This window comes from Dyella sp. 01N36, from assembly GCF_056399745.1.
Map to the genome: position 1 here is coordinate 1 of NZ_JBFTRY010000079.1, position 15,965 is coordinate 15,965.

Below are 15,965 nucleotides of genomic sequence, written 5' to 3' on the forward strand. Positions count from 1 at the left end.
GCCGTGTGGCGCGGACGGCGCAGCATCCACACCGGCGTTGCGGCGAGTCACGGGACGGGGCATGTCCTTTTCTCCAAGGTTGCGGCCCTATTCTCGCAGGACAGGCGGAATTGCGCCATTTACGATGGGCGCCAGGATTCCCCTCTTGTTTTCTCTCAGCCCCCGTTTCCATCATGAGCAGCCGCATCGATACCGCGCCAGGCGGCGCGAACGCCTCGCCGCAGGGCCCGGCCCCGAGTCTTCACACTACGCAGGCCGCCGCCGAGCGGACCGGTTTCCGCGTGCTGGGGGCGATCAGTTTTTCGCATTTCCTCAACGACATGATCCAGTCGCTGATCCTGGCSATCTAYCCGATSCTCAAGAGCGGCTTCAATCTCAGCTTTGCGCAGATCGGCCTGATCACGCTGACCTATCAGATCACGGCCTCGCTGCTGCAGCCGGCGGTGGGTCTGGTCACTGACAAGAAGCCGATGCCGTATTCCTTGCCGGTGGGCATGGGTTTCACTTTGTGCGGCTTGTTGCTGCTCGCCACCGCGCCCAACTTCACCGTGTTGCTGATCGCCGCGGCACTGGTGGGTACCGGCTCTTCAGTGTTCCACCCCGAATCCTCGCGCGTGGCGCGCATGGCCTCGGGCGGTCGCCACGGCCTGGCACAGTCGCTGTTCCAGGTCGGCGGCAACGCCGGTGCATCACTGGGGCCGTTGCTGGCGGCGTGGATCATCGTGCCGCATGGTCGTGGCAGCGTGGCGTGGTTCTCGCTGGCCGCGCTGCTCGCCATCGTGGTGCTGCTGCAGGTGAGCCGGTGGTATCGCGATCACCACGCCGTGCGCGGCAAGGCCAAAGCCAGGCGCGAGTCGCATCTCGTGCTGACCAAGTCGCAGGTGGCGTGGTCGCTGCTGATCCTCGGACTGCTGATCTTCTCCAAGTACTTCTATCTGGCGAGCCTGAGCAGTTACTACACGTTCTACCTGATGCACCGCTTCGGCGTGTCCGTGCAGAGTGCGCAGACACACCTGTTCGTGTTCCTGTTCGCCGTGGCGGCCGGTTCCTTGATCGGTGGCCCGGTGGGCGATCGCATCGGCCGCAAATGGGTGATCTGGGCATCGATCCTCGGCGTCGCACCCTTCACCCTGCTGCTGCCACATGCCAGCCTGTTCTGGACGGGCGTGCTCACGGTGATCATCGGCCTGATCCTCGCCTCGGCCTTCTCCGCCATCCTGGTCTACGCGCAGGAACTGATTCCTGGCCGCGTGGGSATGGTGTCSGGSCTGTTCTTCGGYTTYGCCTTCGGCATGGGCGGCATCGGCGCCGCGGTGTTGGGACATATCGCCGATGCGCGTGGCATCGAGTATGTCTACGGCTTGTGCGCGTATCTGCCGCTGATCGGCATCATCACGGCGTTCTTGCCGAATCTGGAATGCAAGACAGCGTAAGCACGCGCGACGCCACACCTGTGGGAGCGCACCCTGTGCGCGACGGGTCGGCGGTGCGCAAACGCTGGCGTTCCGTGGTCGCGCACAAGTGCGCTCCTACAAGGACGCGGTGCGCTGAAGGTTGCGCTCTGTAGGTTTGTCGGGCACAGGGTGCCCTCCCACAGGGGAGGGGCCGGGTTTGCCGTCAAACGACGACCGGCTCCAGCTGCACACCATTGCGGTGTTCCTGCTTAATTTGGAGCGCAAGACGGCGTAATCATGCGCGACGCCTCACCTGTGGGAGCGCACCCTGTGCGCGACGGGTCGGCGGTGCACAAACGCTGGCGTTCCGTGGTCGCGCACAAGTGCGCTCCTACAAGGACGCGGTGCGCTGAAGGTAGCGCTCTGTAGGTTTGTCGGGCACAGGGTGCCCTCCCACAGGGGAGGGGCCGGGTCTGCCGTCAAACGACGACCGGCTCCAGCTGCACACCATTGCGGTGTTCCTGCTTAATTTGGAGCGCAAGACGGCGTAATCGAGCGCGACGCCCACACCTGTGGGAKCGCACCCTGTGCGCGACGGGTCGGCGGTGCACAAACGCTGGCGTTCCGTGGTCGCGCACAAGTGCGCTCCTGCAAGAGGCGGTGCATTGAAGGTAGCGCTCTGTAGGTTTGTCGGGCACAGGGTGCCCTCCCACAGGGGAGGGGCCGGGTCTGCCGTCAAACGACGACCGGCTCCAGCTGCACACCATTGCGGTGTTCCTGCTTAATTTTGGAGCGCAAGACGGCGTAATCGTGCGCGACGCCTCACCTGTGGGAGCGCACCCTGTGCGCGACGGGTCGGCGGTGCGCAAACGCTTGCGTTCCGTGGTCGCGCACAAGTGCGCTCCTACAAGGACGCGGTGCGCTGAAGGTTTCGCTCTGTAGGTTTGTCGGGCACAGAGTGCCCTCCCACAGGGGAGGGGCCGGGTCTGCCGTCAAACGACGACCGGCTCCAGCTGCACACCATTGCGGTGTTCCTGCTTAATCTTGGAGCGCAAGACGGCGTAATGGTGCGCGACGCCTCACCTGTGGGAGCGCACCCTGTGCGCGACGGGTCGGCGGTGCGCAAACGCTGGCGTTCCGTGGTCGCGCACAAGTGCGCTCCTACAAGGACGCGGCGCTGAAGGTTGTGCTCTGCAGGTTTGTCGGGCACAGGGTGCCCTCCCACAGGGGAGGGGCCAGAGGGAGATCAAACGACGACCGGCTCCGGCTCCAGCTGCACGCCGAATTTCGCGCGCACGCCTTCGATCACCTTCTGCGCAAACGCCCATAGCTCGCCACCCGTGGCGCGACCATGGTTCACCAGCACCAGCGCATGGCGATTGGAAATACCCGCATCGCCCTCGCGCATGCCCTTGAAGCCCGCCGTCTCGATCAGCCAGGCGGCGGAGAGTTTCCATCGCCCATCGCTGACAACCCACGACACCAGCTCTGGATGTTCGCGCTTGAGCGCCTCGCCCTGGGCTGCATCGACCATGGGATTCTTGAAGAAACTGCCGGCGTTGCCGATCACGGCGGGATCGGGAAGCTTCTTCGTGCGCAAATGCACCACGGCTTCCGCCACATGGAACGGCGCCGGCTTATCCACGCCCATGCGCACAAGCTCCTCGCCAATGCCCGCATAGTCCGTGCGCAACTCGCGCGAGCGGGGCAGCGCAAAGCGCACGGCGGTGACGATATAGCGACCCGGTTCGTGCTTGAAGACCGAATCGCGATAGGCAAAGGCGCAGGCGGCGCGATCGAGCACAGCGACGCGGCGCTCCTGCATATCCCATGCTTCCACGCTGTCAATGAACTCCGCCACCTCGGTGCCATAGGCGCCGATGTTCTGGATCGGCGCGGCGCCAACGGTGCCGGGAATCAGGATGAGATTTTCCAGTCCGGCGAAACCCTGGCCCAGCGTCCAGCGCACGAAATCGTCCCAGCGCTCGCCGGCGGCCACCGCGATGCGGGCGACGTCGCCATCCTGTTCCACCTGCACGCCGCGCGTGGCCATCGCCAGCACGGTGCCGTCATAGTCGCCGGTAAACAGCATATTGCTGCCTTCGCCCAGCACCAGCAGTTTGCCGCTGCGCACGGCCGGGAATTCCAGCAGTTCGGTGAGCTTGGAGGCGTCGTTGATCTCGGCCAGCAGGCGCGCCCGCGCATTGACGCGCAGTGTGTTGCGCGTGGCCAGCGGAGCATTTTCGATCAGCGTGTAACCGCCCATGTCGATACGTTCAACCGGCATCGGTGCTTTCCTGCTGGCGGCGGATCTCATTCACGCATTCGGCGATCAGGGCAGGGCCGCGATAAACCATGCCCGAATACAGCTGCACCAGCGAGGCGCCAGCGGTGATCTTCTCCGCTGCATCGCTGCCATCGAGAATGCCACCGACGCCGATGATGGCGAGCCGGTCGCCCACGCGCTGGCGCATGCCGCGCAGCACGGCGGTGGAGCGGGCGAACAGCGGCTTGCCGGAGAGACCGCCGGTTTCATTGCCCTGCGGATCGTCGGCGACAGCGGTGTGGTCGATGGTGGTGTTGGTGCAGATCACGCCGTCCACCCTGGCGGCCAGCAGCACGTCGGCGATCGCGTCGAGCTCGGTCTCGCTGAGGTCCGGGGCGATCTTCAGCAGCATCGGCTTGCGCGCGCCGCTCTGCGAGCCCAGGCGTTCCTGTGCTTCACGCAGGGTCTCGATGAATCGGCGCAGCGTGGCCTCTTCCTGCAGATCGCGCAGGCCTTGCGTGTTCGGCGAGGAAATATTCACCGTGATGTAACTGGCGAGCGCATGCACGCGCTCCAGACAGAACAAATAATCATCCACCGCCTTATCGTTGGGCGTGTCCTTGTTCTTGCCGATATTGATGCCGAGCACGCCGCGATAGCTCGACTTCTGCACATTGCGCACCAGCGCGTCGACGCCGGCATTGTTGAAGCCCAGGCGATTGATCACCGCCTCGTGCTTGGGCAAGCGGAACATGCGCGGCTTGTCGTTGCCGGGCTGCGGACGCGGCGTGGTGGTGCCCACTTCCACGAAACCAAAACCCAGTGCGCCCAACGCATCGAGGTGATCCGCGTTTTTATCGAGCCCCGCCGCGAGGCCGACGGGATTGGGAAAACGGATGCCGAACGCGGTGGTCGGCAGCTCTTGCGGCGGCTTGGCCACAAGATGGATGAAGTTGCTGCGATGGGCCACGTCGAGGCCGTAGAGCGTCGCACGATGCGCGGTTTCAGCATCCAGCGCGAACAGCAGTGGGCGAATAAGGTCGTACATAGTCAGGAAAGTTGGCCCACGTAGATGACGGTGTCGTAGTCGAAGCCGATGCGTCCGTTGACCGCACAGCGATCGAACAGCTCGCGCAAGGCGCGCATCATGGCCTCATGATTGGGGTGGCCTTCGCGCGGCGCATACGAGGAGGAAAGCAGCCGGCCGCTGAGGCTTTCATAGTCCAGACGCTGGCCGTGATCGAAACGGCCCATGCCGAGATAGCCCTCGCCGAACCACGCCCGCAGGGTAGGCTCGTCGCCATAGCGTTCGGCGACGCTGGTGTAATCGGTGCCGTACTTTTTCAGCAGTGCTTCGTAGCCTTCAAGGAACGGCGTGCCAACCAGTCGGCGCGAATTCCAGATGATCGCCGCCAGTCCACCAGGGCGCAGGATCCGCTGAAACTCGGCACGCGCGGCCGCCTGGTCGAACCAGTGAAACGCCTGTGCCACGACGATGAGATCGACACTGGCGTCGTCCAGCCCGGTCGCAGTCGCGTGGCCATCCACGGTGCTGAAACGCGCATCGTCGCCCAGCCAGCTCTCGGCCGCAGCGCGCATCGGCGCATTGGGTTCCACCGCGATCACGTGATAACCGCCATCCAGGAACAGCTTGCTGGAAATGCCGGTGCCCGCGCCGATGTCCGCCACCAGCCACTGCGGAGTGACGCCGAACTCGCTCTGCAGCCATTGCAGCATGGCCATCGGATAGTCGGGCCGAAACCGCACATAGTCGGCGACGCGGTCGCTGAAACGTTCGGTGGGCTTGAGGTCGGTCATGATTGCACCGTTACCGCACGGGAGATCAACCGTGCCAGGGAAAGAAATGCGCAAGCAGTCCGATGCCCAGGGCTGCAAAAATGAAGAACAGCAGCATGGCCAGGACGATCAGCGCCAGCTGCAGGTACCCCATCACCATGCCGATGACGGCCAGTGAATCGCCTTCCACGGTGCCCTTCGGAGCAAGGCGAATTTCCTTGCGCGCAAGGTGCCCGCAAACAATAGCGATGACGGCTGCCACAAAGGGGAGCACGGTCCAGGAGGCAATACCGGCAATGAGGCTGACAATGGCGAGCGTGTTGGTCGATCGATAAGCAGCGGGCTGGTAACTCATGGACGCACTCCCTGTGAGGTCATGGACGAAACACGGTGGCTCATCGGCTTTCGCGTGGCTGATGATAGTTGACGCGCCGCTCCGTCAATGGCGCATCTGCAGGAACAAGAACGCAACCAGCAACCCAAACAGCGTGTACTGCGCGTACGCCATGATTCTCGCCGCCTTGGCGAGTCCCTCGCCGCGAATCGCACCGCCGGAGCGGCGAATCTGCCGCTGCGCGATCCAGGCACATAGCGACGCGATGACCGAACCGCTTAGCGGCATCGCGATCATATTGAACAGGCTGAAGCCGACCGTGGCCAGGCCCATCACCGGCAACACAGTCCAGGCAAGCACGGCAAAGACCAGGCTGAAAATCGCCAGCGAGCTATACGTCGGTGCCGCTTGAACTACCTGTGCGTTTTCCATCGTCACAACTCCTGTCGTCGATGCCGTTACGCCTGCACTTGCTTCCTGGTCGTGCGTGCATCCCGGCTTTCACCGGGATGCACCAATGCTGCTTACTTACAGATCGAACTTGATGCCCTGCGCCAGCGGCAACGAGTTGGAGTAGTTGATGGTATTGGTCTGGCGGCGCATATAGACCTTCCATGCGTCCGAACCGGACTCGCGACCGCCGCCCGTTTCCTTCTCGCCGCCGAACGCGCCGCCGATTTCCGCACCGGACGTGCCGATGTTGACGTTGGCGATGCCGCAGTCCGAACCTGCCGCCGACAGATACTGCTCGGCCGATTTCAGGTTCTGCGTGAAGATCGCCGAGGACAGACCCTGCGGCACGCTGTTCTGCAGCTCGATGGCTTCATCCAGCGTCTTGAACGGCATCACGTAGAGGATCGGCGCGAAGGTTTCCGTCTGCACCACGTCGTCGCTGTTCTTCACGCCGCTGACGATGGTCGGCAACACGAAGTTGCCCTTGCGGTCGCTGAGCGCCGCGCCACCCGTGAGCACCTTGCCGCCGGTGGCCTTGGCCTTTTCGACGGCGGCGAGATAAGCCTTCACGGCATCCGGGCTGTTGAGCGGACCCATCAGCGTGGTGGCGAGCGTCGGATCGCCGATCTTGCCTTCCACCTGCTTGTACGCGGCAACCAGCTTCTCGGTGACGTCGCCAATGATGGACTCATGCACGAACAGGCGGCGCGTGCTGGTGCAGCGCTGGCCGGCGGTGCCGACGGCGCCGAACACGATGGCCGGAATCGCCAGCTTCAGGTCGGCGCTCTCGTCCAGGATGATGGCGTTGTTGCCGCCCAGTTCCAGCAGCGAACGACCCATGCGCTTGGCCACGCGCTCGCCCACCTGGCGACCCACCTTGGTGGAACCGGTGAAGCTGATCAGCGGGATGCGGTGATCGTCGACGAAGGCCTGCGAGAGATCGGTGCCGGCATCGTTGAACAGGAAGAAGATGTCGGGGAAGCCGGCTTCGTTCAGCGCGTCGTTGCAGATCTTCATGCTGGCGATGGCCGACAGCGGCGTCCTCGGCGACGGCTTCCAGATGCAGATATCGCCGCAGATGGCCGCGAGGAACGCATTCCACGCCCACACCGCCACCGGGAAGTTGAACGCGCTGATGATGCCGACCAGGCCCAGCGGCTGGTACTGCTCGTACATGCGGTGGCCCGGACGCTCCGAGTGCATGGTGTAGCCGTAGAGCATGCGGCTCTGGCCCACGGCGAAATCGGCGATGTCGATCATCTCCTGCACTTCGCCGTCGCCTTCGGGCTTGATCTTGCCCATCTCCAGTGCAACCAGCGAACCGAGTGCGTCCTTGTGCTTGCGCAGCGCTTCGCCGCACAGGCGAACCGCTTCACCGCGGCGCGGCGCCGGCGTGGTACGCCACACCTTGAATGCTTCCTGCGCGCGCTTGACGATCACTTCGTAGTCGGCTGCGCTGGTGGCGTGCACCGTGCCAATCACTTCGCCCGTGGCGGGATTGACCGGATGCAAGGTGCCGGCATCGGTCGTCTTGGACCACTCGCCCTGACCCAGGTAGGTGCCCGAATGCGACTGGCCAAGACCAAGGGCGGTGAGAATTTCGTGCGACATGCTTCACTCCAGACCGGGGCGCGGGGAGGGCGCCGGGAATAAAACCGCCATTCTAGCAGGGGGCTGTTAACGGGTTCGCGCCGCACCCCGTTCCATGCCAAAATTCCGCCCGTTGCCCCCGTAGCTCAGCTGGATAGAGCGTCCCCCTCCTAAGGGGAAGGTCGTACGTTCGAATCGTATCGGGGGCACCAAGACGCAGATGCACAAAGGCCGGCGAAGACGCCGGCCTTTGTTTTTTCGGTTCTCGGAGTGCGCCTGGACGACCCTCGTGGCAGTTCTGCCGAGCTGGCCGCGGTCGGCGAAGTCGTTGTGGGCATGCGGCAGTGCAGCGTGCACCTATTGTCGTGGCAGGTGCTCCCGGCGGATGTCGCTGCGGGTCAGGGCCATGACGCTGTAGGTCAGTTTTTGGCGAAAATGCCCCGGTCGAGCACTTCGGCCTGGACGTGGCCAGCCACGGCATCGTGGTCCATCGCTTCGCCGCTGAGCTCTTGCTGGGCCGACACCGTGCCGTAGATGTGGGCGCGCCAGGCCACCCGGCCGGGCAGCTGATCCACTTCACAAAGCACCTGAAGTTCGTGCTCTGTCTCATCCACGACGCAGAAATTCATGTTCATGCGTGGGCGCCCCTGACGCCCGCGAAACGGCCAATCGGTTGGCGATGGTCGAACCATCGCGAGGGCCTCATCGAGTGTTTTGGTTCTACGAGGCGCCTTTGCTTGAGCCAAGCGCAATCAAGGAACGTGCCATGTCGATGCCTGGGCATCAGCGGCGTGGTGTCAGCTGGGTGTCCTGCCGGCCATCGTGGCTGCCCGGCCGGGACGATCGGCTCAGGCGAGGATGCCGTGCTCGCGTGCGTAGGCGTACACGTCCAGGTCGTTCTTCAGTCCCAGCTTGTTCATGGCATCCATCTTCTGGCGGCTGATGGTCTTGACGCTGCGATTGAGCTGGCCGGCGATTTCGGTCACGGTGAAGCCTGACGCGAACAGGCGCAGCACTTCGGTTTCGCGCTTGGAAAGGGCGGGGTGGCCATCGGCAGGACTGCCGGCGCCGCCATCGTCCAGCACCTGGCTGATGCTGGTGCTGAGAAACAGGCGTCCATGCGTCACGGCCTGCACGGCAAGCGCCAGCTCCGAGAGAGCGTCCGTCTTGCTCATCAGGCCGCGAGTACCGGTTTCCAGGATCGCCTTGAGCACGCCGCCGTTGTTGACCATGGTGAGCACGACTACCGGCAGTTCGGGCCGGCGGCGACGAATCATGCCCAGCATCTGCAAACCATCGGCCATCTGACCGCCGGGCATGCTGAAGTCCGTGATCAAGAGCTCGCAGGGATGTTTGTCGACGGCATCGAGCAACTCGACCGGCGAGCCGACTTCAGCGACCACTTTGGCATTCGTATGGTTTTCCAGCAGGGCGCGTACGCCGCTGCGAAAAATAGGATGGTCGTCAGCGAGGATGATGCGAAGGGTCACGGTGTGCCCGTCCCGAGTGTCTGAGTCTGTAGAGCTGGACTAGGGTAGCTGCTCGACGCCTAACGCATTGTAGGTCTCAGCCTACTCGGCGCGTGTAGTCTTCAGATGGCGCTCATGAAGCTTGTCACGTCTTCTATCGTGAGTAGCTGTTCGATGCTGGTGCGAACACGTGGAGTTCAGCGATGCATCGGCCGGTGGGACGCATCCCGCGCAATGGAAGGATGCACTCCCATTCTAAGTCCGATCGCGGCCGTTGCGTCATAGCGAAAATCTACTGAGCTCGCCAGCTGCGTCATCCACGCAGGGTGCGCGATAGTTCACGGGGTTTCCTGCCTTTCTCAGCGCAAACCAATTTGCGGGGGCGTCGGTACATTTGCGGCGATGTGATCGCGCTATGGAGGTGCCAGTCAGGAGTTTCCTGCGCAAGCCCTGCGTGAAATCGGCGAGRCGCGAGTACGGCGAGTGATCGCCGATCCTGGTGATGCCTGCCTCGACGATCGACGACAAAGTCATGGGCTCGACACCAGCAGGCGCACTGGCCCGAGCGCGCGGCAAAGCACTTTTTCCGTGGATTTTCGCTGCTGAACGGATTGCGACATCTCCAAAGGGTTCTACAAAAGCAACGTCTTCGGCAGCCGTAGCGGCGATACGTCGTACGGCCTCAGCTCTTCCACCGCGAGCTGGACAGCGAGTGCTACACGCTGGCGACAACATTTCAGCCTTCACCGATGGAGCAGACTTCTTCGCTTCGAGCTCGTCCGGTCGGCGCTGCATGGTTCGCCAAATTTGGCGTGGCGGGTCAGTCGGTGCGCGATGCTCGGCATCGAATATCGGTGGGGACAGAACATCAAGCTGACACCGATTGGCGAGGGCAGGCCAGCGCGCATCGACCTTGCTGCGCTATGACCTCGGTCCCTGAGGTGGATTTCTGGACTGCGGCGCGACGGTCGACGATCCATCTCGAATGCCGCCGGGGATGTTGTCTCGCAGCATTCCTGAAGTTCCAAGCGGCGTGTAGTCCCTCGCCGGCTCGTTCAATCGCCCTGACCGACGCATGCAAGCCGGGACGGGCGTAACGTCATGCTCATGATGCATTGCAAAAAGCACGTAAAAACATGCGGTTGCAAAGCATGACCTTTGCCACGCTCGCGCAATGTAAGTCATGCGTAAGCTTTCGCTTCGCATCGAGTTTTCAGCGTTCCATGTTGCTGGCGCCCCCACCGCCGGTTCCCCCACATGGCGCAGAGCGCGAAAGGGAGTTCTTATGGCGGTACTCGTCGGCATTTATCTGGTGCAGAGCGACTTGTTCGACATCGTGCGCGACGGTCGAACGATATGGATCGGCACGTGGACGCTGTTCCGTTCCCCATGGATGAATCGCCAGGATTGGGAAGCGCTGACCAGCGGCGAAACCGCGGCCTGCTTCGACAGCCCTGAGCTCGCCATCCAGGCGGGCGAGGAAGAGGGCGTGACGTTCGCCCGCGAACTGCAGGGTGATGACGGGCTGGAGCCCATGGCCTGGGCACCCGTGCCAGTCGCTTCCAGCATGCCGCTCAAGCGCGCCAGCGGTGGCGACTGGCACTGACGGCGTTGCCCATGGCATAGCGCGAGACCGCGGGCGTTGCATGGCCCAACGGCCGAGTGTCGTTCCCCTCGCTGCGCACGCCATAATGCGCAGACACGGCGATCTGCCGGAAGAGAGGAAGGCGACGGGCCGAGCATGGCGCGTACCCTGCTAGCGCTGATGGTGCCCGAGGCCGAGCCGCTGGTCGGCAGTTTCCGCGATCAGTACGACCCTTCGGCGCGTCGCGGCCTGGGCGCGCATATCACCCTGATCTATCCCTTCATCGACAGCGAGCTGCTCACGCCTGCTCTGCTGGCGCGCTTGCGCGACGTGGCGGCGGAGATCCCCGCGCCGATGTTTCGCCTGGCGCATGTGGATACGTTCCCTTCGGTCGTATGGCTGGCGCCCGAGCCGGCCAAACCCATTGCCCGGATCGCCACCGCGCTGGAGCGCGCCTTTCCCGATCATCCCAAGGGCGGCGGCGCCTTTCCTGACTTTGTTCCCCATCTTTCGGTCGCGCGTCATGTGCAGCACGAGAAGGCCGCACTCATCAACGAACTGGAAGCGCGGCTTGCCGATCACGGCCCGGTGTACGGCTGGTGCGAATCGCTGTCGCTGCTCGTCAACGACCATCGGCGCTGGCATGGGGCGGGGGAGTTTCCCTTTCTGCATTGATCCGGGCACGCACTTCAAAGAGTACGTATGACCAATCCGTGGACGCGAGTCAGTCCGATTCGTCGACCGGCGCAAGCACCAGCGGTGCGTCCTGCCCGCGCCGGCCGATGCTGCGAAGACTGTTGCGCCTGCCGCATACCGGGCACATGAAATACACCCCAAAACTGTCGATCGACGGCAAGGTGTCCTTGGCCGTCAGCTCAGTTTGGCAACGTATGCACGTCCACATGGCGAGGAGAGATACCTGGATTGCGTGAGTATGGCGTGTGACCGCGGAGTCAGTGCTCGTTGACCCAGGTGTCTTCGATATCGTCCTGGATGGCCACCTGCAGTTCCGTGCTCGACAGTTCGGAAACCTCGAAAATCCTGCCGTGGCGCATGCCGCGATAAATGCCGTTGAGGCGAAACGTAGCCGACCAGTACACGCTGTCGTGCACGGCGCCGAGATACTCCGCCGTGTAATTGAAACCATTGCTGGTCATGCCGGCGACCTCAGTCATGATCGCATCCTCCGCGGCCCTTCGAGCTGACACTACTCTCCTTGGCTGCGCGGCGTGTGAATGATTCGGCAGGGCGGCCGGTCGGCTGGGCCTTGGGAAGGCCGACGAGGAGATCCCGGGGGTATCGGTTGCGCCACTGTCGGTCGCCCCTGCCCGGCGTGGTGATTCAAGAGGCGTCTGATGTATTGGCGACAGTCGACGTGGTTAGCATAGAAACCCCCGTCCACCGGCAATGCCGTGAGCGAGCATGGTGCCGCTCGTGGGTGGCAGGCCTCATGGCTCACCCGATCTTCCTGAAGCAAACCCTGGAGGGTCTCGGTGGTCCAGCGCTACGCCGTCGTGCACAGAGGCAGTCATGAGTGAAACGTCATCGATGAGGGAGTTTTCCGTGGTGTTTCGCAGCGACGAGGAGGACGACATCGCCACCACCGATGCGCATGCCGTCCATGATCATGGCGATCTTGTGGTGCCGGAACTGACCCATGGCGTGTGGCCACGACACTACACCGAAGGCGATGTCGTCGAAGTGGCCGACGTGGAAGAAGTCGAAGCACTCATGCATCTGGATACGGTGACGCAAGTACGTGAGATGCACAGCTTCAACCACGCCGTGCGCCTCCTGTTCCATAACGCCGCACTGAAGTTCTACGCCGCGATCTACATGGACGACCTGCTGTGGCGAGCGATGAAATCGTCCGACTTCGACGCCGCCGAGAAGGCGTTTGACGATTTCGTCGCGCAGGTCAACCATCGCGCCCGCAGCGAAGTGCGACGCGTCCAGCTCGATGCCGCCAACATGCAACTGCAACGGGTCATCGCCGAGTCCGAAGCGCGGGCGGAGCGACTTCGCGCCAATATTCAACGCAACGCCGCGCAAAAGCAGCGCGCGTTGGAACGCGAAAGTGAGTTGCGCGACAGCATTCAGCAACTCGACGCAGCCCGCCTGCAGGCGCAGCTCTACGCCAATCGCACATTTCGGCAGATCGGGCAGCTGCACTCGACGTGTGCGGCGCAGTTGCCGCGTTATCGCGGGGGATTGCCGGGATTGCGGAAGAAGTGAGTCGAGCCGGCGGCTGCGATCCATGCAAAGAAAAAGCCCGACATGGCCGGGCTTTTCTTTGCACTCTGGTCAGTGGCCACGGACTCGCTCACGTAGCCAGTGATTCATGAGCAAGAGCTGGCTTGGCCGATGCCCAGGATCGGGCAAGCTTCATCGCCGGCTTTTCCACGGCGTGCCAGGACAGGAAGGCAAGCGCCAGGGTCATCGGAACCGAAAGGAACAGACAAATCAGATTGTCGCCATGCGGCCAGATGGACGCCACGATCTGTTGCATGGGAAATGCCCAGAGGTAGATGCCGTAAGACAAATCGGCCTTGGGGGAAAATCGATGCAGCAAGGGGGTGTGCGCCAGCCAGAGGATGCCGTAGATGACCGTGAGATAGAACACGGGCTGCGCCACGGCGAGATGACGAACGGCGATGTAGCTGATCGCCATCACCAGCCACGCCAACGGATAGATAGGGATGGATCGACGCATGGCGTAGAGCATCATGCCGAACACAAAGAAGCACGCTGGGTAAAAGGAATATCCGGTTGGCTTATTGGCGATCTGACTGATGAATTCATAGGGCGCCCCATGCGAGACGACGTAGTAGATCCCGGCAAGCGCCAGCATGGCGCCGACGATGATCGCCCAGCGCCAACGAAGGAGCCCGAGGATACCCAGGCCAAACACAAGGACGTAGCACTTCACTTCCAGCGGAAGAGTCCAAAGCGAACCGTTGACGACACCCTTGAGCGCGACATCCTCAAATRGGCCTGGCAGCACCCAAACTGTGCCACGGAAAAGTGCCGCATTCCTTGCAAAATAATCCCACGCATCGGTGCTTGCCAGAGATCCCATGACGCCCTTCGTCGAGAGGGCAGGGTAGAGCACATAGGCACTCAGCAAGACACAGACAAAAAGCGCGGGATAGATGCGCGCTGCGCGCAAGGTGGCGAATTTGAGCGCGGACTTCTGCCTTACATAGCTTGCCGTGACGAGCATACCGCTGATCAGGAAGAACGTGTACACGGCCAGGCTGCCCGTGTACTCAAGGCCCGTATGGGCAAGGATCGGCTCGATACGGCCCATCGATGGCTGTATCCAGAACGAGTGCCCAAACATCACCGCTAGCGCAGCGCCGAGCCGGATCAGATCGAAATTGTTGGATCGTCCGTCGATAACGTCGGCAAGGCTTCGTGTCATGGGCAGATTCCGCTGGGATCCGTCATTTTGCCGGTTGCAACCGTCGGAATATAGTGCACGAGGGAATCAGGGGCTGGATGCACTTTTTCTTCTGGTGGACTGCGCATTGCAGCGCATATGCGATGGTTGGGCTATCGCAGGTTTACTTTGTCTTGGTTTCCGCATGGCAGAGACGAGGCGCCGCTACAGCCCCCAGCGAATGCACAGCAGCTTGGGGTAATGCCCAGCGGGGCTGTTCGAGAGTCTTGCTTCAGTGCCCAGTTAAATCGCCCGAGAAATCAGGGGTGATCCACTCTGACCCGGGTTTTGTTTTCGCTCAATCAACGAGGGGCCGGTAAGCGCGGACCACAGGCTTCGCCCTTTCCAGATCGTACCGCGCCTGAAGTGCCAGCCAGTAAAAAGCAGTGGTGTCGAAGGCGAGGGAAAGGCGGATGGCGATCTTGGGAGTGATGGGGTGGGTGTCGGCGATGAAGGCTTTGATGTGGTTGGCGGGTATGCCGGTGCGACGGGCGAGTTGGGCGGGGTTGAGTCCGCTCGGGATCAGGTAGACGTGCAGCAGGATGTCGCCGGGGGCTCGCAGCGGTTGCGAGGGGTCTACTTCCGAATGCGGGGTGAGCTGGATCAGTTCCATGGTCTTTCCTCCCTGTCGGACACGGCCGCGCAGCGGCTCAGGCGCTTACAGCGCTCTGTGTCAGTGAATGCTTGGCAGCTTCGTCGGTGATCGCCCGAGAGCGGCGCATCGCCATGCCAGCCGATGCGCCGTAACGGCGATCATCGGAGGCGTGTGGTGTTCACTCGAGGCTCGTCACCGAGCAGGTGGGCGTATTGCTGGAGGCAATAAATGGCCGTGCCCAGGCTGGCCGCGACGGCCACGGGAAGCGGCCATGGCAGCGCTCTGCCAGGGAATCCCCTCGCCTGAGCGTGGCGGCATTGCTCGCTGTCGAGACGCAGCCGCGTGAGGGCGAGCACCGCCAGGGCGATGTCACCGCGAGTGCTGTGACGCAGGGTGTCGGGCCATGCCACCGCCGTGGATGACGGGTCATTAGGCAGAGGAGTGAGGGTGTCGTCAGGGGGAACGGACGAGCGAATGCGTACCGTATGATCGCGGGTAGCCATGGTCAACTCTCTATAAGTTGGTGATGGTTAGCGGGTCGTGGGTGTTACTAGCACTCACGGCCCGCGCCTCATGACCTGGTGGTCATAGTCATTCGCGAGGCCGAGCAACACGGCAGCGCGAATGACTGACCCTAACAAGCAGGGTTGGCATCGTCTGTCAGGGATCGGCGAGATGGGTGTCCACTTGGGCGAGGCGGCGCGTGACGGCGGCAGGCCGAGCGAGTGTCAGCAGCATTCCCCTGGAGGACTTGGAGGCGGTGCGCGCCCTCAAAACCGTGCACGCTGACCCATGGAATTGTTCCTGGCACCTTTTCACGGCATCCCCTTTCAAAGGTGTCCGTCAAACTTGGATCACCCCTGATTTCTCGGACACCCAAAAGCGAGGACAATCCTCGCACGGAGGTGTTCGATGGAAAAGCGCCAGCGATTCTCAGCCGAGTTCAAGCGTGAAGCCCTGCGGCTGATGCAAAGCAGTGGTAAGCCCGCCGCGGTGGTTGCCCGTGAATTGGGAGTGCCGCGTAACCGGCTGTACAAATG

At 62.7% G+C, this 15,965-nt stretch carries 17 protein-coding genes and 1 tRNA gene; 6 read left to right on the forward strand and 12 right to left on the reverse strand.

What is annotated here, in order from left to right:
* Nucleotides 1-173 precede the first annotated feature (173 nt).
* On the forward strand, nucleotides 174-1,433 hold the full coding sequence (locus tag AC1DMG_RS13325) for an MFS transporter (RefSeq protein WP_477180609.1): 1,260 nt from the start codon (nucleotides 174-176) through the stop codon (nucleotides 1,431-1,433).
* Nucleotides 1,434-2,640: 1,207 nt separating this feature from the next.
* Here AC1DMG_RS13325 and murB read toward each other — a convergent pair.
* The 6 genes from murB to amaB all read right to left on the reverse strand — a co-directional run bounded on the left by murB (nucleotide 2,641) and on the right by amaB (nucleotide 7,855).
* Entirely contained in the window at nucleotides 2,641-3,660 is a 1,020-nt protein-coding gene (gene murB / locus AC1DMG_RS13330; RefSeq protein WP_477180611.1) for a UDP-N-acetylmuramate dehydrogenase, read from the reverse strand.
* Nucleotides 3,661-3,670: 10 nt separating this feature from the next.
* Entirely contained in the window at nucleotides 3,671-4,708 is a 1,038-nt protein-coding gene (locus tag AC1DMG_RS13335) for a quinone-dependent dihydroorotate dehydrogenase (RefSeq protein WP_477176037.1), read from the reverse strand.
* 2 nt (nucleotides 4,709-4,710) lie between these two features.
* Nucleotides 4,711-5,478: a class I SAM-dependent methyltransferase gene (locus AC1DMG_RS13340; protein WP_441603704.1), complete on the reverse strand. Its 768-nt coding sequence runs from the start codon at nucleotides 5,476-5,478 to the stop codon at nucleotides 4,711-4,713.
* 25 nt (nucleotides 5,479-5,503) lie between these two features.
* Nucleotides 5,504-5,812, reverse strand: coding sequence for a DUF4190 domain-containing protein (locus tag AC1DMG_RS13345; RefSeq protein WP_477176036.1), 309 nt, complete (start codon nucleotides 5,810-5,812; stop codon nucleotides 5,504-5,506).
* 84 nt (nucleotides 5,813-5,896) lie between these two features.
* On the reverse strand, nucleotides 5,897-6,223 hold the full coding sequence (locus tag AC1DMG_RS13350; protein WP_477176035.1) for a hypothetical protein: 327 nt from the start codon (nucleotides 6,221-6,223) through the stop codon (nucleotides 5,897-5,899).
* A gap of 96 nt (nucleotides 6,224-6,319) precedes the next feature.
* Nucleotides 6,320-7,855, reverse strand: coding sequence for an L-piperidine-6-carboxylate dehydrogenase (amaB, locus tag AC1DMG_RS13355; protein WP_477176034.1), 1,536 nt, complete (start codon nucleotides 7,853-7,855; stop codon nucleotides 6,320-6,322).
* 114 nt (nucleotides 7,856-7,969) lie between these two features.
* On the opposite strand from amaB, the gene AC1DMG_RS13360 reads away from it, so the two are divergent.
* Nucleotides 7,970-8,046 (forward strand) — tRNA-Arg (locus AC1DMG_RS13360).
* A 207-nt stretch (nucleotides 8,047-8,253) separates the two neighbouring features.
* On the opposite strand, the gene AC1DMG_RS13365 is transcribed toward AC1DMG_RS13360, so the two are convergent.
* Together AC1DMG_RS13365 and AC1DMG_RS13370 are read right to left on the reverse strand one after the other, a co-directional pair.
* Complete coding sequence (locus tag AC1DMG_RS13365) at nucleotides 8,254-8,469, reverse strand: hypothetical protein (RefSeq protein WP_441603764.1); 216 nt, start codon at nucleotides 8,467-8,469, stop codon at nucleotides 8,254-8,256.
* Between the two features lie 213 nt (nucleotides 8,470-8,682).
* Nucleotides 8,683-9,324 carry a response regulator gene (locus AC1DMG_RS13370; RefSeq protein ID WP_441603765.1) on the reverse strand — a complete coding sequence of 214 codons (642 nt, stop codon included), beginning with the start codon at nucleotides 9,322-9,324 and terminating at the stop codon, nucleotides 8,683-8,685.
* 1,264 nt (nucleotides 9,325-10,588) lie between these two features.
* Between AC1DMG_RS13370 and AC1DMG_RS13375 the strand changes: the two genes are divergently transcribed.
* Together AC1DMG_RS13375 and AC1DMG_RS13380 are read left to right on the forward strand one after the other, a co-directional pair.
* Nucleotides 10,589-10,909: a hypothetical protein gene (locus AC1DMG_RS13375; protein WP_477176033.1), complete on the forward strand. Its 321-nt coding sequence runs from the start codon at nucleotides 10,589-10,591 to the stop codon at nucleotides 10,907-10,909.
* Between the two features lie 135 nt (nucleotides 10,910-11,044).
* On the forward strand, nucleotides 11,045-11,563 hold the full coding sequence (locus AC1DMG_RS13380) for a 2'-5' RNA ligase family protein (protein ID WP_477176032.1): 519 nt from the start codon (nucleotides 11,045-11,047) through the stop codon (nucleotides 11,561-11,563).
* Nucleotides 11,564-11,612: 49 nt separating this feature from the next.
* Here the strand turns inward: AC1DMG_RS13380 and AC1DMG_RS13385 are convergent, their stop codons facing one another.
* Both AC1DMG_RS13385 and AC1DMG_RS13390 read right to left on the reverse strand, forming a co-directional pair.
* On the reverse strand, nucleotides 11,613-11,792 hold the full coding sequence (locus tag AC1DMG_RS13385; protein WP_441603768.1) for a hypothetical protein: 180 nt from the start codon (nucleotides 11,790-11,792) through the stop codon (nucleotides 11,613-11,615).
* 49 nt (nucleotides 11,793-11,841) lie between these two features.
* Nucleotides 11,842-12,063: a TonB-dependent receptor gene (locus AC1DMG_RS13390; protein WP_441603769.1), complete on the reverse strand. Its 222-nt coding sequence runs from the start codon at nucleotides 12,061-12,063 to the stop codon at nucleotides 11,842-11,844.
* Nucleotides 12,064-12,418: 355 nt separating this feature from the next.
* Here AC1DMG_RS13390 and AC1DMG_RS13395 point away from each other — a divergent pair, with 355 nt between their 5' ends.
* Nucleotides 12,419-13,123 carry a DUF2968 domain-containing protein gene (locus tag AC1DMG_RS13395; protein ID WP_477176031.1) on the forward strand — a complete coding sequence of 235 codons (705 nt, stop codon included), beginning with the start codon at nucleotides 12,419-12,421 and terminating at the stop codon, nucleotides 13,121-13,123.
* Nucleotides 13,124-13,211: 88 nt separating this feature from the next.
* On the opposite strand, the gene AC1DMG_RS13400 is transcribed toward AC1DMG_RS13395, so the two are convergent.
* Together AC1DMG_RS13400 and AC1DMG_RS13405 are read right to left on the reverse strand one after the other, a co-directional pair.
* Entirely contained in the window at nucleotides 13,212-14,312 is a 1,101-nt protein-coding gene (locus tag AC1DMG_RS13400; RefSeq protein WP_477180610.1) for an acyltransferase family protein, read from the reverse strand.
* A 316-nt stretch (nucleotides 14,313-14,628) separates the two neighbouring features.
* Nucleotides 14,629-14,943, reverse strand: a complete 315-nt coding sequence (locus AC1DMG_RS13405) for a HigA family addiction module antitoxin (protein WP_477176029.1) — start codon at nucleotides 14,941-14,943, stop codon at nucleotides 14,629-14,631.
* A gap of 948 nt (nucleotides 14,944-15,891) precedes the next feature.
* Between AC1DMG_RS13405 and AC1DMG_RS13410 the strand changes: the two genes are divergently transcribed.
* Nucleotides 15,892-15,965 (forward strand): hypothetical protein (locus AC1DMG_RS13410; RefSeq protein ID WP_477180612.1); only part of this gene is annotated, 74 nt, incomplete at its 3' end.